This is a genomic window from Pseudoxanthomonas sp. CCNWLW251 (assembly GCF_037402255.1).
GTDB lineage: Bacteria > Pseudomonadota > Gammaproteobacteria > Xanthomonadales > Xanthomonadaceae > Pseudoxanthomonas_A.
In genome coordinates, this window is record NZ_JBBEGA010000001.1 from 1,212,508 (window position 1) to 1,232,782 (window position 20,275).

Here is a 20,275-nt window from a genome sequence, read left to right on the forward strand (position 1 = left end):
TCGGCAGTCTAGTCCATCCATGTTTGCCACAGGATCGACGTCAGTCGCTTCTACAGGAAACGGCGGCCCGTCATGGGCGCCCACGATCCAGCCACACGCCCAGGCCCTGCGCATTCAATTCGATATCCATCGCGAGGACGCGTTCGACCTCCTCGTCGGCCAGCGGCACCCGCAATGCGTGCGCGCGCTCCAGATACAGCGCTGAAAGACCGGCCACGAGGCAACGATGACGGTCGGCGCGGCCGTCGCAGGCGTTGGCGATGGCGACCATCGCGTCGATCTGCTCGTACAGCGCCTGCGCCAGGCGCGGCACGTCGCCGATGCGGCCGTAATGGGTCAGGTACATCGCATCCGGTGCATACGCGACCATCCGCGCGATGCTCGCCTTCAACGCCACGGGTTCGAACTGGACCGGTGTGGTCGTCGGCAGGATGAAGGCACCGTGTGGGCCGTCCAGTTCGCGATACGACAGTCCGAACGTGTCGCCGGTGAACCAGCTGCGGCTGCGCGCGTCCCAGATGCAATGATGATGGCGGGCATGGCCAGGCGTGTCGATGGACTGCAATGGGCGTCCCGACAGCGTCACCGTCTCGCCATCCTCCACCACGCGTATCCGCGCTTCGGGCACCGGCACGAGGGTGCCGTAGCTGCGCTGCATTTCTTCTTCGCCATAGACCGCCGTCGCACCCGCGATCAGCTTCGCCGGATCGATCAAATGCGGGGCTGCGCGGGGATGCGCGACAAGCGTGGCGTTCGGCAGCTGCTGCATCAGCAGCCCCGCGCCGCCGGCGTGATCCAGGTGCACGTGGGTGACGATGAGGAAGTCCACTTCGTCGGGTTCCAGTCCGGCGGATTGCAGCGCGTCCAGCAGGCGCGGCACGGAATGGTTGGTGCCGCAGTCGATGAAGGCCCCCCGGCCGGCTTCCACGATCAGGTAGGCGGCGTCGAAGTGGTCGCGCTGGAACGCGGTGTCGATGGTGTGGATGCCGTGGAGGCTCATCCGCGGACCTGTGTGGGAACGGATGACCGGATTCTAGTCCCCGTCGCGCGAGCGCACGACCCGCCTTTGGTGGAACAACCCGCTCCTGCGGGCGATCACCCGCGCGACAACCACCAGCCACGCACGGGCACCGCCACGGTCAGCACGAACAGGAAGGCGCCGTAGGCCACCAGGGTAGCCAGTACCTGTTTCCAGATCGCTCCCGTGCCCACGTCGGCCGCACCCAGCGCATAGCCCCACTGCATGCCGATGAAACTCAGCACGAAGGCGACGGCCAGCACCGCCAGGTCGAAGCCTTTGCGGCGCGCATTGCGTGGCTGGCGCGGGAACAGCCAGAACAGCGAACCCAGCAGCAGGAACCACGGAAGGAACAGGATCACCGCCAGGTACGGCATGGTTCAGGCCTCCGCATCGCGCAGCGCGGCCAGTGCGGCCAGCACGTCCGCCGCCGGCACCTGCAGCACGATTTCCGGCGTCTCCATCGCGTCCGCCTGCTCGGCCCGCTTCAGCACGCCGATCAGCCTGCCGGCATCCTTCGGCGAATCGAACCCGTTGCTCTGCACCAGCACGTTGCCTTCGGCATCGACCAGCTTGAAGTAGAAGCGGCTGTCGGTGTCGCGGTACTGCTTGAATACCGGCAACGCGGCCTTCGCGGCGGCCCTGGTTTCCGCCACCGGCTGCTGCGACAGATCACGCAGGCCCACGGCATGGCGAAGCTCCGCCAGCAACGGCGTGGCATAGCGTTCGCGCAAGCGCCGCGCGCCGTCGCGCAGGATCGCTTCGATATCGGCCGGACGCGCCATCAGCGCTTCGTACTTCTCGCGCAGCGGGGCGATCTCGGCATCGATGCGCTCGAACAGCTGCTGCTTGGCATCACCCCAGCCGATGCCGTCGGCGAACTGCTGCGCGAAGGCCCGCGTTTCCTCCGCGCTGCCGAAGGCCTGGTACAGCTGGAACAGCGCCGAACCCTCGGTGTCCTTCGGCTCACCGGGGCCGCGCGAGTCGGTCAGAATGGAGAACACCAGCTTCTTCAGTTCATCGCGCGGTGCGAACAGCGGGATGGTGTTGTTGTAGCTCTTGCTCATCTTGCGCCCGTCGAGTCCGGGCAGCGTGGCCACGTTATCGTCGATCAACGCTTCCGGCAGGGTGAAGTATTCCCTGCCGTACACGTGGTTGAAGCGCTGGCCGAAATCGCGCGCCATCTCGATATGCTGGATCTGGTCGCGACCCACCGGCACCTGGTGCGCGTTGAAAATCAGGATGTCGGCCGCCATCAGCACCGGATACATGAAGAGGCCCGCGCTGATGCCCGCATCCGGGTCTTCGCCGTCGGCATTGTTCTTGTCCACCGCGGCCTTGTAGGCGTGCGCGCGGTTGAGGATGCCCTTGCCCGCCACGCAGGTCAGGAACCAGGTCAGTTCGGTGATCTCCGGCACATCGCTCTGGCGGTAGAACCACACCTTGTCCGGCTCCAGGCCACAGGCCAGCCATGTCGCCGCGATCTCCAGCGTGGAGCGCTGGGTACGCGCCGGATCCTGCGCCTTGATCAGGCTGTGCAGGTCGGCCAGGAAATAGAAACTCTCCGTGTCTCCGGCACGGCTGGCGGCCACGGCAGGGCGCACGGCACCGACGTAGTTGCCCAGGTGCGGGGTGCCGGAGGTGGTGATGCCGGTAAGGACGCGGGTGGTCATGTGCGAGGCGGGGGAATGCGGGAAAGCGGCCAGTTTACCGGCTGGGACCGGGTGATGCGGCCGGCCCGCCTGCGACACGGCGTCGCAGGCCAGACCCGCTGGCGGCTTAACCGGCAACGGCATCGCCTCGTCGGACAACCCCACTCCTTCCGGCGACCCGTTCCCAGCATCGTCCCCACCTGGAGAACGGACATGTTGCACCGCATCCTCGCGTTCCTCACCACGCTCGCGCTGTTCAACGCGTGCGCTCCCGTCCACGCCCGCCCCCTGGTCGATGTCAGCCTCGTCGACCGCGATACCGGCGAATCGCTCGCGAGGTACCCGCATCGCGGCGATCTCTGGGTCGCCGGCACCCCCGGCCACCGTTACAGCGTGCGCCTGGCCAACACGACGGGCGAGCGCGTACTGGTCGTGCTGTCGGTGGACGGCGTCAACGCCATCACCGGCCAGACCGCGGATCCGTCACAGGCAGGTTACGTGCTGGAGCCGTGGCAGGCCACCGAGATCAGCGGCTGGCGCAAGTCGATGGACGACGTGGCGCAGTTCGTGTTCACCGACCTCGGCGACAGCTATGCCGCCCGTACCGGCCGGCCGCGCAACGTGGGCGTGATCGGCATCGCCGCCTTCCGCGAAGCGCGCGCCTACCGCTATCCGCAGTACACGCCGCCGCCGATCGCCCGTGGCGCGATGGAAAAGCGCACGGAAGCAGAAGCATCCGCACCCACCGCATCGGCACGCGCCATCGTCGCCGACGAAGCATCCCACCGGCAGAGCATCGGTACCGGCCACGGGGGACGCGAATGGGCGCCGACCTCGCGCACCGGCTTCGAGCGCGCGACCCGCCAGCCGGAACAGGTCAGCGAACTGCGTTACGACGAGCGTCGCCGACTGGTCGCCTTGGGCATCGCCCCCCGGCCGTCACGTCCGCTCTGGCGAGACGAGTCGCCGCGCGCGTTCCCCAACGGCTTCGTCGCGGATCCGCCCTACCCGCGCTGAACCTCACACGAGAAACGGGCCGCATAGGCGGCCCGTTTCCTGCTCGGCATTGGCGCGGATTTCAGGAGGTCAGTGCCGCATCGACTTGTCGTCGCGCAGGCTGCGGCTGAAGTCCTCGACTTCGGTATGGGCCCGATCCCGATCGTAGCCATAGCGCTCCTGCAGCCTGCCTTCAAGGTACTCCGCATTACCCTGCGCGACCTTGAAATCGTCATCGGTCAGATCGCCCCATTTCGCCTGGATCTTGCCTTTCAGCTGCTTCCAGTTGCCGGCGATGATGTCCTGATTCATGGTGTTTCCTCGCTTGATTGAGCGGCAGGGGGCGCCGCGGAAACAGCATCGCAGACCGCGTGTTCCCATCCGATCAACTGTGCGTCAACGCGCCATTAGGATTGACTGAACAGTTCAGTCGCATGAGGACGCGTTCGCACGGATGAATGCGTTCAGCGACGCGCATTCCCGATCTTCGTGGCCCATCGTCGCGGCTGACGCATCGCAGATACCGGCAAAAAAACGGGCCGCGATACGCGGCCCGCTCCCGAGTCTTCAGAATCCACGGGCTTATTTGCCCGAGGAATCCTCGACCTTCTCGCCCACCTTCTGCACGTCCTTGCCGAACCCCTTGACGGTGTTGCAGCCGGACAGCACGGCGACGGAGAACAGGGACAACAGCAACAACGCGACGATACGCTTCATAAGCGACTCCTGTGGACGGTATTCACGGCCTGGGGCGCGCATCGTCCGGCATACGCCGGCCATGCCGCCCCACCCGTGCAGTCTGATTTAAGCACGCTGGCTGGCGGCTGACCAAACCCTGGCCGGCAACGCGGAAGGGCCGGTTTCCCGGCCCTTCCTTCGGTTCGCATCCGGCGGATGCGGTCAGCCGACAGCGCGCATCAGCACTTGCCGTCCTTGCAGTCCTGGGCCTTGTCCTCGACCTTCTCGCCGACCTTCTGCACGTCCTTGCCGGCGCCGGCCATGGTGTTGCAGCCGGACAGTACCGCCATCGAGAACATGGCCATCATCAGCAGGGTCATCGCACGCTTCATGTGTCTTCTCCTGGGTGGATTGGGCGCTGCCGCAGGTGCGTCCCACGTTGCGGCGGCGTGTGCGGACACCTTCGAGGTCGCGACGTATAGGGCGCGTGAAACAGCACCAGCTCCGTTCAGTCCCAGTTTCCCCTCACCCCCCGTGAGCCTAGTCCCGCATCAATGTCGACTTGCCGAACAGGCTCTCCACCAGGTCAACCGTGAGCTTTGCCGTGCGATTGCGACGGTCCAGCACTGGATTGAGCTCGACGATGTCCAGCGACCCCATCAGCCGGGTGTCAGCGATCATCTCCATCACCAGCTGCGCTTCGCGATAGTTGGGACCGCCGGGCACCGTGGTGCCCACACCGGGCGCGATGCTCGGGTCCAGGAAATCCACGTCGAAGCTGACATGCAGGTGGGTGTCGGCATCCAGGCCTTCCAGCGCAGCCTCCATCGTGCGCTTCATGCCCACTTCGTCGATGTAGCGCATGTCGTAAACGTCGACCTTGTGGTCCTTGATCAGTTTCTTCTCTTCGGGATCGACCGAACGGATGCCTATCTGCCGGACCATCGACGGCGTGATCGCGGGCGCCTCGCCCCCGAGCCTGGTCAGCGCGTCCGGACCGATGCCGCACAGGCAGGCCACCGGCATGCCGTGGATGTTGCCGGAAGGCGTGACCTCGCTGGTGTTGAAATCCGAGTGCGCGTCCAGCCACAGCACCCGGAGCTTCTTGCCGACCCGCCGGCAATGCTGCGCGACGGCGGTGATGGAGCCCATGGCGAGGCAGTGGTCGCCGCCAAGCATGATGGGCAGCCGTTGCTGCGCCAGTTCGGCAGCGGTGGCGTCCATCACCGCGCGGTTCCATGCGACCACTTCATCGAGGTGCCGGTAACCCTGGACGGGACCGGTCCAGGGATTGGCAGGACCCTGCACGTTGCCGGTGTCGATCACTTCCACGCCCCGTGCCGCGAGTGCTTCGGCAAGGCCGGCGATGCGCAGCGCATCAGGTCCCATGCGCGCGCCACGATGGCCTGCGCCGACATCGGTGGGCACGCCGATCAGGGAAACGGGAGGGAAAGTTCGACTCATGGGTACGTCCTGCGAAAAACAGACGCACAGTCTATGCCGTCGGCGATGACGGGCCTGTGGCATCGCAGCACGCGAGTGGGCAATGCGCCGACAGGAAATGGTGCCGCTTATCCGAATCGAACGGATGACCTACCGCTTACAAGGCGGTTGCTCTACCAGCTGAGCTAAAGCGGCGTGGGCGGCAATTCTAGCGCAGCGCCGTGCATTCGAGCGATTGCGGCGTACCGCTGGACGCGGCACGGGCAAGCACGACGGGGTCGACACCCTCCGCGACGCCGGCATCCAGCCACCACAGGCTTGGGCCCGCGCGGCCGACGGGCTGCATCTGTGCGGTGAACCCGGCAGCCTGCAACTGCGATACCCGGCGTTCGGCGGCCTCCCGGCTGCGATACCGGCCCAGTGCGATCCCGTTGGCTTGTTCGCCCTGGCGCACGACGAGGAAGTCGTTGAATCCCGCCGCCCCGATGCGGCCGGCGATCGCCTGCGCCTCTTCCAACGACGGCGCGGGCGGCATGACCACCTGGTAACCACTGGCGCTGAGGCCGGGCACTTCCCGCAGATGCGCCCGCAGGAGCTGGCCCTTGACGGCATCCTGCGCCAGGGTCGCGGCAGCCTGGCTGGTGAAGGGCCCAAGGCTGAAACAGGCCGCCGGGATTTCCGGCGTCGCACGGGCGTCCACGGCCGACGGACCTGTGGTGGCCGCAGGCAACTCGTCGACGAGTTGCAGGCGCGCCACGCCGGCTGGCAATGGAGGCGGTGGCGGCGGCACGACGGCGGGACGGGTGAGCCACCACGCGGCGGCGCCCACGTTCAGGACGATCAACAGGACGATCAGGGCACGGATCAGCATGCAGGGATTCTAGCGGTGCTCAGGCGGCGGTACCGAGCCGCGCCCACGCAGCCAGTCCTTCGAGCACCAGCGCTGGCGCCAGTTCGCCATCGCGCAGCGCGGGCGCCAGCTCGGCCGCACCCCCGCCATGCAGCAGCAAGGCAGGGCGCTCGCCCAGGAGATCATGGGCGTGTTGCAGGCTGCGCTCGATCAATCCCAGGGCGGCGCCGCCACAACCGGATGCCAGCGCATCGAGGGTGTCGGTGGCGAACTCGACGTACCCGCCGCCTTGCGATGGCAACTGCGCGGCCGCTTGCTGGAGTGCTTCACGCATCAGGCGGGGCGAGGGCGCTATGCGTCCGCCGCGATGCCGCCCGTCCGCATCCAGCAGATCGACGGTCACCGCCGTGCCTATACCCACCAGCAGCCACGGGCGCGCGGCGCGCGCGCGGGCCGCCAGCAAGGCCAGGAAGCGATCCACGCCAAGCCGTCCGGGGTCGGCATAGGCAATGCGCACACCGGCCAGCGCCGGCTGCGTACGCGCGATCGAGATGCACCCGAAACGGGTGGTCAACCAGTCCACCACCGCAGCGGTACGTGCAGGTGATGCAACGCTGGCGAGCACGGCGGACGATCCCTGCATGTCGATCGCCGGAACGGCAGCCTCCAGCACGGCGATGAACTCACCGTCGTATCCGGTCGCCAGCACCTCGCCCAATGTCCCGTCCGCCCTCAACGGTGCGCCTTTCACGCGCGAATTGCCCAGATCGAATACCCACTGCGTCATGTCGCCCTCACGCTGACGTCTCCGGCATGCACCTGTCGTTGTACCTCGCCCACGCGCACCCGCAACGCACCGTCATCACCGATGCCTTCGGCCACGCCATGCTCGTCACCCTGCGGACCATGCACGACGACCTCGCGGCCCATCAGCACGTCCAGTGCAGCGTATCTCGCAAGGAACGGCGACAAGCCTTCGCGATCGAACTGTTCGAGCGCGGGCAACAAGGTATCCAGCAGGTGGGACGCGATCCTGTTCCGCGAAGGTTGACCACCGCCCAGCGTGGCCAGGTCCGTCCATGCCTGGCTGATCGCCGTCGCCGCAGTCGCCGGCATGTGCATGTTCACACCGATCCCGATCACCGCGCGCACCGGGCCGCCATGCTCGCCGCCGCCCTCCACCAGGATGCCGCCCAGCTTCCGCCCGTGCGCCAGCAGATCGTTGGGCCACTTCACGCCGACCGGAGCATAGCCGGCCTGCTGCAGGGCTTCCGCGGCGGCCACGCCGACCACGAGGCTCAGGCCGCCGAGGCGCGCGAGCCCGCCGGAGAACTGGCGCGACAGCGACAGATACAGATTCGCCGCAATCGGGGACGCCCACTGCCGTCCGCGCCGGCCACGCCCGCCGGTCTGCTGTTCCGCGAGCAACACCGCAGCCCCATGCTCGGGCGCCTTGCGGCGGAGCAACTCGCTGTTCGTCGAATCCAGCGACCATGCCACCTCCAGCGACGCCAGCTGCGCGGCGGTCGCGTCCCGCAACGGGGCGCGGATCAGGTCCGCGTCCAGCAACTCGACCGGCGCTTCCAGCGAATACCCGCGGCCCGGCTGTGCATCGATCCGCAGGCCGCCCGCACGCAGTGCTTCGATCCGCTTCCACATGGCGGCGCGGGTGACGTTGGCGTCGCGGGCGAGCAAGTCGCCGGAAACGGGGCCTTCGATCAGGCGCTGCAGCAGTTCGCGTTCGCCGGTCATGCGCGGCGGCGCCAGACGCGCACGCGTTCGAAGCGCGACTCGGTGCCGGCACGCAATCGCTGCATGTTGGCGCGATGGGTGAAAAGCACCAGCGCTGCTGCGGCGGCGGCGAACATCTGCGCGGGACGGTCCGCGTGCATCCACCATGCCAGTGGCACGAGGCACGCGGTGGCGATGATCGACGCCAGCCCCACGTAACCGGTCGCGACCAGGACGCCCAGCCAGACCAGGAACAGCGGCAGCAACGCCAACGGCCAGAGCACGGCGACGCCCCCCAGCAGGGTGCCCACGCCCTTGCCGCCGCGGAACCCGTGCCAGATCGGCCACACATGCCCCGACGCCGCAGCCAGCGTCGCCAGAAAACCCAGCGCGCGTGGCGACAGAGGGCCCTCCATCGGCGCGAAACGCAGTGCCAGCCATGCGGCCAGCGCACCCTTGCCGATGTCCACCAGCACTACACCGAGTGCGAACTTCGCCCCCTGCGTGCGGAAGGCGTTGGTGCCGCCCGCGTTTCCACTGCCCTGCGTGCGGATGTCCACGCCCCGCAGCCGGCCCAGCGTGAGGCTGCCCGACACGGAACCGAGCAGGTAGGCGAGCAGCAACAAGGTGCAGACGATCAGCATGGCGCCATTATGGGCCACGCCCCTCCCCGCTCAGGCATCAGGTGCCGGCTGTACGGCCACGATCAGGGCGCCCTGGCCGGCATGCGCGCCGATGGCCGCCCCGGTTTCGACCAACCGGTCCTCGCTGATCGTCAGCCGCGCGCGCAGCGCGGCGAGCAATCGCTCGCCCTGCGGACGCGCATCGCAGTGCCCCACGATCACCCGCCAGCGCGGCCCGGATTCCAGCTGGCGTGCGACCCGCCGCGCGAAGGCTTCCGGCGCATGCGCGCGCGTCAACAGGATGCCGGCGACCGTCATGCGGCCATCCGCGCTCATCTTCGCCATCGGGGTCAACGCGCTCAGCCGCGCGATGGGCGCGGCCCAGCGCGGTATGCGACCGCCGCGCACGGCATGGGAGATGTCGGGCGCGATGGCCCACATCCGCGTCAGCGGGCGCAGGCGCTCCAGCTCGGCCACCACGTCCGCTTCACTGCGGCCTTCCGCCGCGAGTTCGGCGGCACGCCACACAAGCAGCGCCTGGCCACAGGCGGCGTTGACCGTATCGAACACCCTTACGCGTCCGGAGGGATCACGCGCGGCGGCATGCTCACCCGACTGCAGCGTGCCCGACAGCGCGCGCGACAGGCCGACATAGAGCACCCGCGCATGGTGGGCCAGCGACAGCTCGAACTGCCGGCGGAAGTCGCCCGGCGGCGGCTGGCTGGTGCGCGGCAACTGGCGCGAGACCGCCATGCGCCGGTAGAACTCGCCCGTCGACAGGCCCACCTTGTCCAGGTAGTCGCGGCCATCCAGGTCCACCCGTGCGGGCACCACGCCGATGGCATGGCGCTCGGCAATGTCGTCCGGCAGGTCGGCGGCACTGTCGGTGACCACCACCAGCGATTGCGTGGCGGCAGCCACCGCCTGCTGGCGGATCATGTCGTCCGCCTTCATGCCTTCGACGTGGCCCTGCGCCGCGCACGCATCGAAAAGCGCCTGCGGCGATCCGGTGTGCGCGTGCACGCGCAGGCGGGACGCGCCACCGGCGATGACGATGGAATCCGCACCGCCGGCCTCCAGCGCGGCACGCAGGCGATCGCGGTCCAGCGCCTCGCCCATCAGCAGGCATTCGGTGCACCAGCGGCGCGTCGGATCGATGGCATGGTCGTGAACCGTCGGACCGGCGGCATCGTTGGCTGCGCCCGGCGCGCTGGCGCGCACGCGCACCGCCCGTGGTCCGCCTTCGACGAACTCGGCGATGCCTTCCAGCAGGTCGACAAACCCCTGCGCGCCGGCATCGACCACGCCGGCACGCTGCAGCAAGGCCATCTGGCGCGGCGTGTCGGCGAGTGCGCGACGCGCACGGACGAGCGCGCGGACGAAGCCACTGCGTGCGTCGGCCTGGTTGCCCTCCCCCGCTGCGGCATCCAGTTCCTCGGCGAATGCGGCAATCACGCTCAGGATCGTCCCTTCCACCGGCTGCGCGAGGGCCTGGCGTGCGCTCTGCGCGCCCTGACGGACGGCTGCGGCCAGCGAACGGGCGTCCAGTTCCGGCAGGTTGCGCACGCGCTCGGCCACGCCATGCAGGAACTGCGCGAGGATGGCGCCGGAATTGCCGCGCGCGCCATCGATCGCGTCGTTGCCTACGCGGCTCAGCAGATCGCCGACATGCTGGCTGGGCTGGCTGAGCGCGCCATGCAGCACGCTGCCGAGCGTCGATGCGAGATTGTTGCCGGTATCGCCGTCGGCAACCGGGAACACATTGATGCGGTTCAATCCATCCCGCGCGGCGATGACCCGGCGTGCTCCGGCAATCAGTGCCAGGCGCAAGGCGGGGGCGGTCAGCGGGCGGGCGTCGGGCACGGACATCGTCGCAGTCTGACGCAAGCCCCTCATTACCCCTGTTGCGACGCAACAGGCCGCGACCGGTTTTCCTCGATCCATCGCCGCGCAGGGGCGTTTCGTCGCAAGGCCCGCCGCATTCATGCCGCGCCGGGCCATTCCCGCTATAGTCGGCGGCGTCATCTGGCCGCTGTACCCCGACCGACAGGAGTCTCTCCGATGTTACGCGCCAGCCTTGCCCTGCTGCTTCTCGGCGCCTCTGCGGCGGTACTCGCCCAGAACGGGCGCAGCATCTCCAACGGCAATGCCACCACCTGCCAGGACGTCGCGGACCGCGCCGTCGCCGACCGCCCGGGTGATGCCGTGCCGACCACTCCGGACGCACGCCGTGCGCGAGCCACCGCCGTGCGCAACAAGTACGCCGCACCCGCCGCATTGACGCCCTCCACCTCGCGGGGTGGCGGCGACGACGACGACACCCCGTTGCCACGCAGCCGCGGCTCCAAGTGGCACAGTTTCCTGCCGGGCATGTTCCGCTGACGCGGACGGCATCACCCGGTGATTGGACTGTTGCGCCGCCTGCGGCGCCCCTCCCCGTCCATCCAGGACGAACTCTGGCGGACCGTAACTACGGACACTCCTTGGGTGTCGGCACTGGATGACGTGCGTTCGGACAGGCTGCGCGGGTTGGCGGTTCGCTTCCTGCACCAGAAGACCATCACGCCGCTCGCCGGCCTGAGCCTGGACGACGCGCAACGCGTGCAACTGGCGGCGCTGTGCTGCCTGCCACTCTTGGAGTTCGGCGAAAGCGGCTTGCGCGGCTGGTCGCAGCTGATCGTCTATCCGGACGCGTTCCGCGTGCAACGCACGCATACCGATGCGGCCGGCGTATTGCACGAGTGGGAAGACGATCTGGCCGGCGAAGCCTGGGACCAGGGTCCGCTGATCCTGTCATGGGCCGACGTGCAAGCCGATCTGGCCGAACCCGATGCCGGCTTCTGCGTCGCCGTGCACGAGATGGCGCACAAGCTGGATGCGCTGGATGGCGAGCTGGACGGCACACCGCCCCTGCCGGGCGAGTGGCATGGCCACTGGGCGCGCGACTTCCAGCGCGCGTACGATGACTTCTGCATGCAGGTCGACCTGGGCCGCGAGACCGTGATCGACCCGTATGCCGCCGAGGCACCGGAAGAGTTTTTCGCCGTCGTCACCGAATACCACTTCTCCGCGCCGGACGTGCTGGCCGACGCGATGCCGGAGGTGGGCAGGCACTTGCGGCGATTCTACGGTCCATCGCCGTTCGCGACGACGTAACGGTTACAGGCCCGGCGGCAACCGCACCTCGAAGCGCGCGCCGCCCAGTTCCTCCGAGCGCAGCACCTGCAGTTCGCCGCGATAGTCGCGGATCAGGTCCTGCACGATCGACAGCCCGATACCGTGCCCCTGCACGCGCTCATCGCCGCGCACGCCCCGCTGCAGCACCTTGGACACGTCCTCCTCGGCGATGCCCGGGCCATCGTCATCCACGGCCAGGAACAGTCCGGGCCTGCGCTGCGGTGCGGTCGCTCCCACCTTTACCGTCAGCAGCACGCGCGAACGCGCCCACTTGAACGCGTTCTCAAGCAGGTTGCCCATCAATTCCTGCAGGTCGCCCGTCTCGCCATGAAAGCGCGCGCGCGGATCGATCTCGAATTCGCAGATGACGCCCTTCGATGCGTAGACCTTTTCCAGTCCCCGCACGATCTCTTCGGCGTTGGGCTCGATGGCGATGGCGGCCGAGAACAGCTTGTGGCCGCTCGAAGCCGCACGCGCAAGCTGGTAGGACACGAGGTTGTTCATGCGCTTGAGCTGCACGTCCAGTTCCTCGCGCAGCGACTGCGGATCGCCGTTGTCGTCGAGCTGCGTGCGCAATACCGCGATGGGCGTTTTCAGGCTGTGCGCCAGATCGGCCAGCGTGTTGCGCTGACGCTCCAGGTTCTCGCGCTCGCTTTCGATGAAGGCATTGATGCTGTCGGTCAGCGGCTCGAGTTCGCGCGGATGGCTCTCCGTCATGCCCGACAGCTCACCGCGCTGTACGCGGCTGAGTTCGAAGATCACCCGCCGCAACGGACGCAGGCTCCAGCGCAGCACCAGCATCTGCAGCAGCAACAGGATCACGCCGGCACCGCCCAGATAGACCCACAGCGAGCCCCGGAACACGCGGATCTGCGTGCTCAGCGCCTGCGCGTCCTCCAGGATGTAGATGCTGTAGGGAATCTCGGCGTGCTGGTGGGTTGCCGGCCAGGCATAGCCAACGCCGTAGCGATAAGCCTCGCCCTCACTCCCGTCGGCGCGGCGTATCGGCAGCGGGCCCTCGAACGTCTCTTCCAGCGCGCCCAGTCGCCTGGGCACCGGCAGTTCCGGACCCAGCGTCGAGTTGGAGCCCCAGGGCGGCACGTTCTGCAACACCACCTGCGCATACATGCCGCTGTCGGGCATGTCGAAGCGGGGATCGGGTGTGTTGTAAGGCGGGATCAGCGTGCCGTTGCGACCGAACTCGACCTTGTCGGTGTAGTACAGGGCATAACTCTTCAGCCGCTGGCGCAGGTTGTCTTCGGCGGTGTCGACGAACGCGCGGTCCAGCGCGTAACCGGCGAGCGCGAGGAAGGCGAGCAGCGCGAGACTGGCCGCGAGCAGCTGGCGCGCGCGCAACGAGCGCGGACGCCAGCCGTCGAACCGGTCGCGACCGACGTGGGCGGGCGGCACGGCGCCGGAAGGTGGCGCAGGCATCAAATGCTGGCGATGCCGGCGCGGTCCATCAGCCTTCGCCGGTGCGCGGGATGGCGAAGCGGTAGCCGCGGCCGCGCACGGTCTCGATCGGCTTCAGCTCGCCTTCGGGGTCCAGCTTCTTGCGCAGGCGACCGATGAAGACTTCCAGTACGTTGGAGTCGCGGTCGAAATCCTGCTGGTAGATGTGCTCGGTCAGGTCGGCCTTCGAGACCAGTTCGCCCGCGTGCATCATCAGGTATTCGAGCACCTTGTACTCGTAACTGGTCAGGTCGACGTTGCTGCCATTGACGCTGACCGTCTGCGCGGCCAGGTCCAGTGCGACCGGACCACACTCCAGCGTGGGCTTGCTCCAGCCGGCCGCGCGGCGCAGCAGCGCATTGACGCGGGCCAGCAGCTCTTCCACGTGGAAAGGCTTGACCAGGTAGTCGTCGGCGCCCTGCTTCAGGCCTTCCACCTTGTCCTGCCAGCTGGAACGCGCGGTCAGGATCAGCACCGGGAATTTCTTGCCTTCGTCGCGCAGCGCCTTGATCAGTTCCATGCCGGACATCTTGGGCAGACCGAGATCGATGATGCCCACGTCGAACGGCACCTCGCGACCCATGTACAGGCCTTCCTCGCCGTCCTGGGCCGCGTCCACCGCAAAGCCTTCGCGCTTCAGGCGCGCGGCGAGGGTTTCACGCAGGGGGGCTTCGTCTTCGACCAGCAGGATACGCATGGACTCTCCTTGGGAATGCGGCGCGGCTTCAGTGACCGCGCGGGCGTGCTCGTGATGAGCCGTGATTCTACGTAAGACTACGGGCGCGGGGGGTTATCACCGCGTGGAGGCTGCGTCATCTCACGCCGGGGCCGCACCGGTGCGTCCATGCCGCGACGGGACGTGCCCGCATCATCCATCGTGCGTACCCGGCCGCGGTCGTCGACATACTTCACGCGATTGATCTCGCGTCCCTCGTACTGCATGCGCTCCACGCTCAGCACCTGTCCACCGGTTTCGTTGCGCACGCGGCGTACCGAATCGGACATCGACGAGCGGTGCCCCATGTTTTCCGCCCGCAATGCGCCGCGCTCGCGCGCTGGCGGCGGATCGTCACGGCCGCGTTCGTCCTGCGCGCGCACCCCGTGGGTGCCCGTTAGGGCGACGAATACCGCCAGGGTGATGGCAGCCAGAGTGGGGGTACGAAAGCGCATAACGGAATCGTAACGGAACTGGGGTCGCGAAACTGAACGGAACCCGAAACCGCCTCTTTTGATCGGAAGCGAAGTCTTGGCCCGCAGCGGTGAATCCGTTCTGAATTTATCCACAGGGTCGCGCCCCGCATTCAGACAGATGAACGATCAGAAAACCTCGGCCACACAACACCTTAGCGAGCCGCCACCCGCCTCGATGGCATCCAGCCCCACGCTCCGGACCGCGAAACCCGCGCCGGTTTCGAGCTGCCTGCGGCTGGCGCCGCTGAGCGACGCGCTCGCACGCCGGCTCATCCAGAGGGCGTTACCGGTCAGTGCGATCGCGTTGCCGGCGAACGCCGCCTGTTCGGCAGCGGACAGCACCACCACGTGCGGCCCGTAGATCGCCCTCAGCGCATCCACCAGGCCCGGCGCCAGCAACCGGTCAGGACAGACCACGGCGGCACGGCCGGCCAGTACCGCCAGCAGCACGTTGGTGTGGTACTCGCCAGCGGCGAGGTCGAACATCAACGTCGCGCGCAGGCCGAACGCCTCGTGCATGCGCGCCGCGCCGGTCTCGTCACAACGCTCGGACAGCCCACAGAAGCCGATGCCGCGGGCGCGGTCGATGACCAGTGCCCCCGTGAGTTCGCAGGGATGCGGCTGGGTCGACAGATCGACTTCCGCATATCCCAGCGTGTCGCGGAAGAAACCCCGGATGTCGGGCCGTTCCGCTTCACGCTGCCGCACCGGATGGCGCATGCGGCCGATGACCAGTCGCGGCTCCCCACCCACCCGCGCGGTGGCAAACACATTGTTGGGGAACACCGCATCCGGCGTCGCCTCACGGCCGGGGAAGCAGAACACCGGCACGTCCTCCGACAGCGCACGATGCAGCGCATGGTGTTCGCGCAGTGCGGCGCCGGCATCGAACGCCTCGGCGCCGGCCATATAGCGGTTGTCCTGCGCGGACTGTTCCGCACGCATGAATCCGTCCGGCGACACCAGGAACGCCGCACGCGCCGTGGCCGGCCCGACATCCGGCGCCAGCGTTCGCACGTGCGCGGCAAAGGCGGCGATGTCGCGCGTGATCATGCGCTCACGCCGCCGGGCGCAGTTCGCGCGTGGTCGCCGCCATCGCCTGCTCCACCAGCGACCAGTCCGCACCCGGCCGGTGCGCGCCTTCGCTCAGAATCTGGCGGAACGCCCTTCCACCGGTCTGTGCATGGAACAGCCCCAGCACGTGGCGGGTCAGGTGCTTCAAGGCCACGCCCTTCGCCAGCTGCTGCTCCACATACGGCCGCCATGCGCGCAGCAGCTCGACGCGCGACATCGTCCCGCCGCCGTTCAGCGCCGCCTGCATCTCGTGCAGCACGTAGGGCTCGTGGTACGCCGCGCGGCCGATCATCACGCCATCGCTGTGCTGCAGGTGCTCACGCACCTGTGCCGTGGTGGTGATGCCGCCGTTGAGCGCTACCGTCAGTTCGGGGCGCTCGCGCTTGAGCCGGTACGCCCAGTCGTAGCGCAGCGGCGGGATCTCGCGGTTTTCCTTCGGCGAAAGCCCCTGCAGCCACGCCTTGCGCGCATGCACGAAAAAGACCCGGCAACCGGTGTCCGCCACCGTGTCGATGAAGGCGCGGAACAGGTCGTAGTCCTCCTGTTCGTCCACGCCAAGACGGCATTTCACCGTCACGGGAATGTCCACCGCCGCGATCATCGCCGCCACGCAGTCGGCGACCAGGGTGGGCTCCTTCATCAGGCACGCACCGAAGCGACCCGCCTGCACACGGTCGGACGGGCAGCCGACGTTGAGGTTCACCTCGTCATAGCCCCAGTCCTGCGCGATGCGCGCAGCCTGCGCCAGGTGCGCCGGCTCGCTGCCACCCAGCTGCACCGCCACCGGATGCTCGACGGCATCGAATCCCAGCAAGCGATCGCGGTCACCATGGATCACCGCCTGCGCATGCACCATCTCGGTGTACAGGCGCGCGTCGGGCGCAAGCAGGCGATGGAACACGCGGCAATGCGTATCCGTCCAGTCCATCATCGGAGCGACGGACAGGCGCAGGGCGGCATGCGGAATGGGGGGAGACGTCATGCCGCCATTGTAACGTGGGGTCCCGGATGGCTCAGGGCGCGGGAACGAAGCGCAACCCCACCCCCGGCTCGGTAGCGATGTAGCGCGGCGCGGTAGCGTCGTCGTGCAGCTTCTGGCGCAGCTTGCCCACTAGGATGCGCAGGTAGTGGGTGTCGTGCTGGTGGGTGGGCCCCCACAGGTCGCGCAGGATCTGCGGTTGCGTCACCACGCGACCGGCATGCTGCAGCAGCAGCGCCAGCAGGGCGAACTCCTTGCGGGTCAGCGCCACCGGCTGGCCATCCAGCGTCACTTCGCGGCGGACCAGGTCTATGTGCAGGTGGCCGTCGTCGAAACGCGGCAGCGCCGCCTCCGCCGCGACCACGCGTGTCCGCAGCAGGCTGCGGATGCGGGCCATCAGTTCCTGCACGCCGAACGGTTTGGTGACGTAGTCGTTCGCCCCCCCATCCAACGCGGCGACCTTTTCGCCCTCCCCGCTGCGCACGGTCAGCATGATCACCGGCACCTGCGACCATTGCCGCAGTTCGCGCAATACCTCGTGGCCATCCAGGTCCGGCAGGCCGATGTCCAGCACCACCAGGTCCGCACCATGCGCGGCCAGGGCGGCCAGTCCGGCATGCCCGCTCTCGGCCAGCGCTACCACGTACCCCTGCGCGCGCAGGCTGATGTCGAGGAACCGGCGGATCTGCGGCTCGTCATCGATGACCAGCACGCGTGCCGGCGGCGCGGAAACGGTCACGGGGGATTCGGTAGAGGTCACGGGTCGGCCTGCGGCACGGGGGTCAGCAGGGGCAGGGTAATCCGCAGCGTGGTGCCGCGCCCATCCCGGCCCGGCAGCGCTTCCACGCTGCCACCATGCGCGCCGACCATGCCCTGGCAGATCGCCAGGCCCAGTCCGGTGCCCTGGCGACCACGGTCGCCGCGCTCCACGCTGTAGAACATGTCGAAGATGCGCGCACGCTCGTCTTCGGGAATACCCGGGCCGCGGTCGCGCACATCGATCCGCAGCGCGGCGTCGACCAGGCGTGCATCCACCTCCACCGCCTCGTGCGGTGGCGAGAACTTCGCCGCGTTTTCCAGCACGTTGAACAGGGCCTGTTCCACCAGCGCCGGATGCACCCAGATCGGCGGCACGTCGGCCGCCACCGTGGTGACGACACGGACTTCCGGTTGATAGCGCTGCAGCCGTCCCACCGCGGAACCGATCAGTTCGTCCACGCCGATCCAGTCGCGGTTGAGGGTCAGTCCGGTGTGGCCCAGCCGGGTCATGTCCAGCAGGTTCTGGATGTAACGGTCCAGGCGCTCGCCTTCATGCTGGATGGTATCCAGCAGGCTGCGCCGATCCTCCTCGCCCATCGCACCCCAGTAGCTCGCCAGGCTGCTGGCGGAGCCGATCATCGATGCCAGCGGCGAGCGCAGGTCGTGCGACACCGAGGAAAGCAGCGCGGAGCGCAATCGCTCGGTCTCACTGCCGACGCGCGCGCTTTCCAGGTCGGCGACCAGCCGCGTGCGCAACGCCGCCTGGCCGATGTCGTCCACCATGGCTTCGGCCAGGCGCCGCTGCTCGACGTTCAAGCGCGGCGTGTCCTGCGGGACACGCAGGCCCGCCACCCCCAACGTGCCGCGGTCGTTGCGCAGCGGCAGGAACCACCAGTGCGCACCGGCCAGCGTGTCGGTGAAGCGGCCGGTGGGCTGCCCATGCTTCTGCGCCCAGTCCGCCGCGCTGCGATCGATCTCCGCGTCCGGCGCGGCGCCTGCGTCGGTCACGGTGGTGTCAACGCGCAACCACGCCGCCACGCCCAGCGCGTCCTCCAGCGCCTTGCGCCCCGCCACCAGCACCTGCCCCAGGTCGGCAGCGCCTGCCAGGTGCCGTCCCAGTGCCTGCAGGGCGGTGGCGTGTGCATTGGCCGCGCGCAGTGCCAGCACCTGCATGCGCAGCCGCGATGCCAGCCTGCCGGCCACCAGCGCCGCGATCAGGAACAGGAACACCGTGGTCACGCCCTGGCGCGCGCCGATATGGAAGGTGAAACGGGGTTCGATGAAGAAGAAGTTGTACGCGAGGAAGCCCAGCAGCGCCGCCACCACCGCAGCGGCCATGCGCGTGCGCGAAGCCACCAGCACCACCGCCACGATGAACACCATCGACAGGTCGTCGATGCCGATCCAGCGTTCGGCCAGCCACCCCACCGCCACCGCGAGCATCGAAGCCACGACGGCGAACGCCAGGTCATGGCGCGCCAGCAGTCCGCCGGCCGGCCGGCCGCTGCGCCGCGCGCGCGCGCGCGCCTCGGGGGTGTTGACGATGACGAGCTCGTAGTGGGCCGCACGTTGCAGCAGCTGTTGCGTCAGGGTGCGGTTGAACATGCGCGCCACCGGCCGCTCGCGCGTGCGTCCCAGTACCAGGGTGGAGACGCCGCTCTGCGAGGCGTGGTCCAGCAACGTATCGGCGATGCTCGCGCCATGCAGCAGTACGGTGTCGGCTCCCAGCTTGCGGGCCAGCGCGAAGGCGTGATCGATCTCCGATTGCCTGGCTTCATCCAGCGCTTGCCGCGCCTGTACCGTCACCACGGTCCACGGCGCATCACGCCGCTCGGCCAACCGTCGCGCCACCCGCACCAGGTAGTCGGACTGGCCCATGCCGTCGATGGCCACCAGCACGCGGCGCCGCACCGGCATGCCGGGCAGGCCGCGCGCGGTCTGTTCCTCGCGCAGGTCGCTGTCCACGCGGTCGGCCGCCGTCTGCATGGCCAGTTCGCGCAGGGCGATCAGGTTGGACGGCGAGAAGAACGCCTGCAGCGCCTGCGATGCCTGCTCCGGCAGGTACACCTTGCCCTGGTGTAGGCGTTCGATCAGCTCGCGCGGCGGCAGGTCCACCAGCACGATATCGCGCAGGCGGTCGAACACGGCATCCGGCACCGTCTCGCTGACGCGCACGCCGGTGATCCGGTGGACGACATCGTTGAGGCTTTCCAGGTGCTGGATGTTGATCGTGGTGTGCACGTCGATGCCGGCGTCCAGCAGTTCGATCACGTCCTGCCAGCGCCGTTCGTGGCGACTGCCGGGCGCATTGCGGTGGGCCAGTTCGTCCACCAGCGCGATCTGCGGACGCCGTGCCAGCAGCGCATCCAGATCCATTTCTTCCAGCCACCGGCCCTGGTAGGCAACGCGCCTGCGCGGCAGGATCTCCAGCCCCTCGGTCAGCGCGGCGGTCTCCGCGCGCCCGTGCGTCTCCACGATGCCCACCACCACGTCCCTACCCTGCCGGCGCAGTTCGCTGGCGCGGGACAGCATGGTGTACGTCTTGCCCACACCGGGCGCCGCGCCCAGGAAGATCGTCAGCCGCCCGCCCCGCTCGCGCTGCAGATGGTCGATCAGGGCATCGGCCTGGCGGTGGCGGGGGTCGGTCATGGA

At 68.3% G+C, this 20,275-nt stretch carries 21 protein-coding genes, 1 tRNA gene and 1 pseudogene; 3 read left to right on the forward strand and 20 right to left on the reverse strand.

The annotated features are described in order from the left end of the window. Positions 1 to 70 precede the first annotated feature (70 nt). From WBN46_RS05775 to WBN46_RS05785, 3 genes are all read right to left on the reverse strand, one after another. Positions 71 to 1,000, reverse strand: a complete 930-nt coding sequence (locus WBN46_RS05775; RefSeq protein ID WP_337730667.1) for an MBL fold metallo-hydrolase — start codon at positions 998 to 1,000, stop codon at positions 71 to 73. A gap of 95 nt (positions 1,001 to 1,095) precedes the next feature. After that, positions 1,096 to 1,395: a hypothetical protein gene (locus tag WBN46_RS05780; protein WP_192200135.1), complete on the reverse strand. Its 300-nt coding sequence runs from the start codon at positions 1,393 to 1,395 to the stop codon at positions 1,096 to 1,098. Positions 1,396 to 1,398: 3 nt separating this feature from the next. Further along, positions 1,399 to 2,691, reverse strand: a complete 1,293-nt coding sequence (locus WBN46_RS05785; RefSeq protein WP_337730668.1) for a tryptophan--tRNA ligase — start codon at positions 2,689 to 2,691, stop codon at positions 1,399 to 1,401. 192 nt (positions 2,692 to 2,883) lie between these two features. Here WBN46_RS05785 and WBN46_RS05790 point away from each other — a divergent pair, with 192 nt between their 5' ends. After that, positions 2,884 to 3,687 carry a hypothetical protein gene (locus WBN46_RS05790; RefSeq protein ID WP_337730669.1) on the forward strand — a complete coding sequence of 268 codons (804 nt, stop codon included), beginning with the start codon at positions 2,884 to 2,886 and terminating at the stop codon, positions 3,685 to 3,687. A 69-nt stretch (positions 3,688 to 3,756) separates the two neighbouring features. Here the strand turns inward: WBN46_RS05790 and WBN46_RS05795 are convergent, their stop codons facing one another. From WBN46_RS05795 to WBN46_RS05840, 10 genes are all read right to left on the reverse strand, one after another. Beyond that, positions 3,757 to 3,978, reverse strand: coding sequence for a CsbD family protein (locus tag WBN46_RS05795; RefSeq protein ID WP_337730670.1), 222 nt, complete (start codon positions 3,976 to 3,978; stop codon positions 3,757 to 3,759). A 270-nt stretch (positions 3,979 to 4,248) separates the two neighbouring features. Continuing rightward, on the reverse strand, positions 4,249 to 4,383 hold the full coding sequence (locus tag WBN46_RS05800) for an entericidin A/B family lipoprotein (RefSeq protein WP_337730671.1): 135 nt from the start codon (positions 4,381 to 4,383) through the stop codon (positions 4,249 to 4,251). Between the two features lie 200 nt (positions 4,384 to 4,583). Then, complete coding sequence (locus WBN46_RS05805) at positions 4,584 to 4,736, reverse strand: entericidin A/B family lipoprotein (RefSeq protein ID WP_192200130.1); 153 nt, start codon at positions 4,734 to 4,736, stop codon at positions 4,584 to 4,586. Between the two features lie 148 nt (positions 4,737 to 4,884). Further along, positions 4,885 to 5,808: an arginase gene (rocF, locus tag WBN46_RS05810; RefSeq protein ID WP_337730672.1), complete on the reverse strand. Its 924-nt coding sequence runs from the start codon at positions 5,806 to 5,808 to the stop codon at positions 4,885 to 4,887. Between the two features lie 98 nt (positions 5,809 to 5,906). After that, positions 5,907 to 5,982, reverse strand: a tRNA-Thr gene (locus tag WBN46_RS05815). A 13-nt stretch (positions 5,983 to 5,995) separates the two neighbouring features. After that, the gene (locus WBN46_RS05820) at positions 5,996 to 6,658 is read right to left on the reverse strand and encodes a hypothetical protein (protein WP_337730673.1); all 663 of its coding nucleotides are present in this window, start codon (positions 6,656 to 6,658) and stop codon (positions 5,996 to 5,998) included. Positions 6,659 to 6,677: 19 nt separating this feature from the next. After that, positions 6,678 to 7,424, reverse strand: coding sequence for a type III pantothenate kinase (locus WBN46_RS05825; RefSeq protein ID WP_337730674.1), 747 nt, complete (start codon positions 7,422 to 7,424; stop codon positions 6,678 to 6,680). Further along, positions 7,421 to 8,389, reverse strand: a complete 969-nt coding sequence (gene birA / locus WBN46_RS05830; protein ID WP_337730675.1) for a bifunctional biotin--[acetyl-CoA-carboxylase] ligase/biotin operon repressor BirA — start codon at positions 8,387 to 8,389, stop codon at positions 7,421 to 7,423. Before birA ends, WBN46_RS05825 begins: the two co-directional genes overlap by 4 nt. After that, on the reverse strand, positions 8,386 to 9,012 hold the full coding sequence (plsY, locus tag WBN46_RS05835) for a glycerol-3-phosphate 1-O-acyltransferase PlsY (RefSeq protein WP_337730676.1): 627 nt from the start codon (positions 9,010 to 9,012) through the stop codon (positions 8,386 to 8,388). Before plsY ends, birA begins: the two co-directional genes overlap by 4 nt. 30 nt (positions 9,013 to 9,042) lie before the next feature. Then, positions 9,043 to 10,860 (reverse strand): DegV family protein, encoded by a 1,818-nt coding sequence (locus WBN46_RS05840; RefSeq protein WP_337730677.1) that lies wholly within the window; start codon positions 10,858 to 10,860, stop codon positions 9,043 to 9,045. Between the two features lie 192 nt (positions 10,861 to 11,052). Between WBN46_RS05840 and WBN46_RS05845 the strand changes: the two genes are divergently transcribed. Then, the gene (locus WBN46_RS05845) at positions 11,053 to 11,373 is read left to right on the forward strand and encodes a hypothetical protein (RefSeq protein WP_337730678.1); all 321 of its coding nucleotides are present in this window, start codon (positions 11,053 to 11,055) and stop codon (positions 11,371 to 11,373) included. Further along, positions 11,340 to 12,147 (forward strand): annotated as a pseudogene (locus WBN46_RS05850) (M90 family metallopeptidase). Before WBN46_RS05845 ends, WBN46_RS05850 begins: the two are co-directional and overlap by 34 nt. Positions 12,148 to 12,150: 3 nt before the next feature. Here WBN46_RS05850 and WBN46_RS05855 read toward each other — a convergent pair. The 7 genes from WBN46_RS05855 to WBN46_RS05885 all read right to left on the reverse strand — a co-directional run bounded on the left by WBN46_RS05855 (position 12,151) and on the right by WBN46_RS05885 (position 20,272). Further along, positions 12,151 to 13,602: a sensor histidine kinase gene (locus WBN46_RS05855; RefSeq protein WP_192200122.1), complete on the reverse strand. Its 1,452-nt coding sequence runs from the start codon at positions 13,600 to 13,602 to the stop codon at positions 12,151 to 12,153. A 28-nt stretch (positions 13,603 to 13,630) separates the two neighbouring features. After that, positions 13,631 to 14,317: a response regulator transcription factor gene (locus WBN46_RS05860; RefSeq protein WP_142123336.1), complete on the reverse strand. Its 687-nt coding sequence runs from the start codon at positions 14,315 to 14,317 to the stop codon at positions 13,631 to 13,633. A gap of 77 nt (positions 14,318 to 14,394) precedes the next feature. Further along, a complete protein-coding gene (locus tag WBN46_RS05865; RefSeq protein WP_337730679.1) occupies positions 14,395 to 14,790 on the reverse strand; it encodes a hypothetical protein in 396 nt (131 codons plus the stop codon). A gap of 147 nt (positions 14,791 to 14,937) precedes the next feature. Continuing rightward, complete coding sequence (locus WBN46_RS05870; RefSeq protein WP_337730680.1) at positions 14,938 to 15,864, reverse strand: arginine deiminase-related protein; 927 nt, start codon at positions 15,862 to 15,864, stop codon at positions 14,938 to 14,940. Between the two features lie 4 nt (positions 15,865 to 15,868). Then, entirely contained in the window at positions 15,869 to 16,867 is a 999-nt protein-coding gene (gene dusA, locus WBN46_RS05875) for a tRNA dihydrouridine(20/20a) synthase DusA (RefSeq protein WP_337730681.1), read from the reverse strand. A gap of 31 nt (positions 16,868 to 16,898) precedes the next feature. Continuing rightward, positions 16,899 to 17,603 (reverse strand): response regulator, encoded by a 705-nt coding sequence (locus WBN46_RS05880; protein WP_337730682.1) that lies wholly within the window; start codon positions 17,601 to 17,603, stop codon positions 16,899 to 16,901. A gap of 17 nt (positions 17,604 to 17,620) precedes the next feature. Further along, positions 17,621 to 20,272, reverse strand: a complete 2,652-nt coding sequence (locus WBN46_RS05885; RefSeq protein WP_337730683.1) for a sensor histidine kinase KdpD — start codon at positions 20,270 to 20,272, stop codon at positions 17,621 to 17,623. Positions 20,273 to 20,275: the final 3 nt, after the last annotated feature.

Bases quoted from the DNA above. Each gene is read 5' to 3' on its own strand.
- WBN46_RS05775 (WP_337730667.1), bottom strand. From the start codon at position 1,000: ATGAGCCTCCACGGCATCCACACCATCGACACCGCGTTCCAGCGCGAC.
- WBN46_RS05780 (WP_192200135.1), bottom strand. From the start codon at position 1,395: ATGCCGTACCTGGCGGTGATCCTGTTCCTTCCGTGGTTCCTGCTGCTG.
- WBN46_RS05785 (WP_337730668.1), bottom strand. From the start codon at position 2,691: ATGACCACCCGCGTCCTTACCGGCATCACCACCTCCGGCACCCCGCAC.
- WBN46_RS05790 (WP_337730669.1), top strand. From the start codon at position 2,884: ATGTTGCACCGCATCCTCGCGTTCCTCACCACGCTCGCGCTGTTCAAC.
- WBN46_RS05795 (WP_337730670.1), bottom strand. From the start codon at position 3,978: ATGAATCAGGACATCATCGCCGGCAACTGGAAGCAGCTGAAAGGCAAG.
- WBN46_RS05800 (WP_337730671.1), bottom strand. From the start codon at position 4,383: ATGAAGCGTATCGTCGCGTTGTTGCTGTTGTCCCTGTTCTCCGTCGCC.
- WBN46_RS05805 (WP_192200130.1), bottom strand. From the start codon at position 4,736: ATGAAGCGTGCGATGACCCTGCTGATGATGGCCATGTTCTCGATGGCG.
- rocF (WP_337730672.1), bottom strand. From the start codon at position 5,808: ATGAGTCGAACTTTCCCTCCCGTTTCCCTGATCGGCGTGCCCACCGAT.
- WBN46_RS05820 (WP_337730673.1), bottom strand. From the start codon at position 6,658: ATGCTGATCCGTGCCCTGATCGTCCTGTTGATCGTCCTGAACGTGGGC.
- WBN46_RS05825 (WP_337730674.1), bottom strand. From the start codon at position 7,424: ATGACGCAGTGGGTATTCGATCTGGGCAATTCGCGCGTGAAAGGCGCA.
- birA (WP_337730675.1), bottom strand. From the start codon at position 8,389: ATGACCGGCGAACGCGAACTGCTGCAGCGCCTGATCGAAGGCCCCGTT.
- plsY (WP_337730676.1), bottom strand. From the start codon at position 9,012: ATGCTGATCGTCTGCACCTTGTTGCTGCTCGCCTACCTGCTCGGTTCC.
- WBN46_RS05840 (WP_337730677.1), bottom strand. From the start codon at position 10,860: ATGTCCGTGCCCGACGCCCGCCCGCTGACCGCCCCCGCCTTGCGCCTG.
- WBN46_RS05845 (WP_337730678.1), top strand. From the start codon at position 11,053: ATGTTACGCGCCAGCCTTGCCCTGCTGCTTCTCGGCGCCTCTGCGGCG.
- WBN46_RS05855 (WP_192200122.1), bottom strand. From the start codon at position 13,602: ATGCCTGCGCCACCTTCCGGCGCCGTGCCGCCCGCCCACGTCGGTCGC.
- WBN46_RS05860 (WP_142123336.1), bottom strand. From the start codon at position 14,317: ATGCGTATCCTGCTGGTCGAAGACGAAGCCCCCCTGCGTGAAACCCTC.
- WBN46_RS05865 (WP_337730679.1), bottom strand. From the start codon at position 14,790: ATGCGCTTTCGTACCCCCACTCTGGCTGCCATCACCCTGGCGGTATTC.
- WBN46_RS05870 (WP_337730680.1), bottom strand. From the start codon at position 15,864: ATGATCACGCGCGACATCGCCGCCTTTGCCGCGCACGTGCGAACGCTG.
- dusA (WP_337730681.1), bottom strand. From the start codon at position 16,867: ATGACGTCTCCCCCCATTCCGCATGCCGCCCTGCGCCTGTCCGTCGCT.
- WBN46_RS05885 (WP_337730683.1), bottom strand. From the start codon at position 20,272: ATGACCGACCCCCGCCACCGCCAGGCCGATGCCCTGATCGACCATCTG.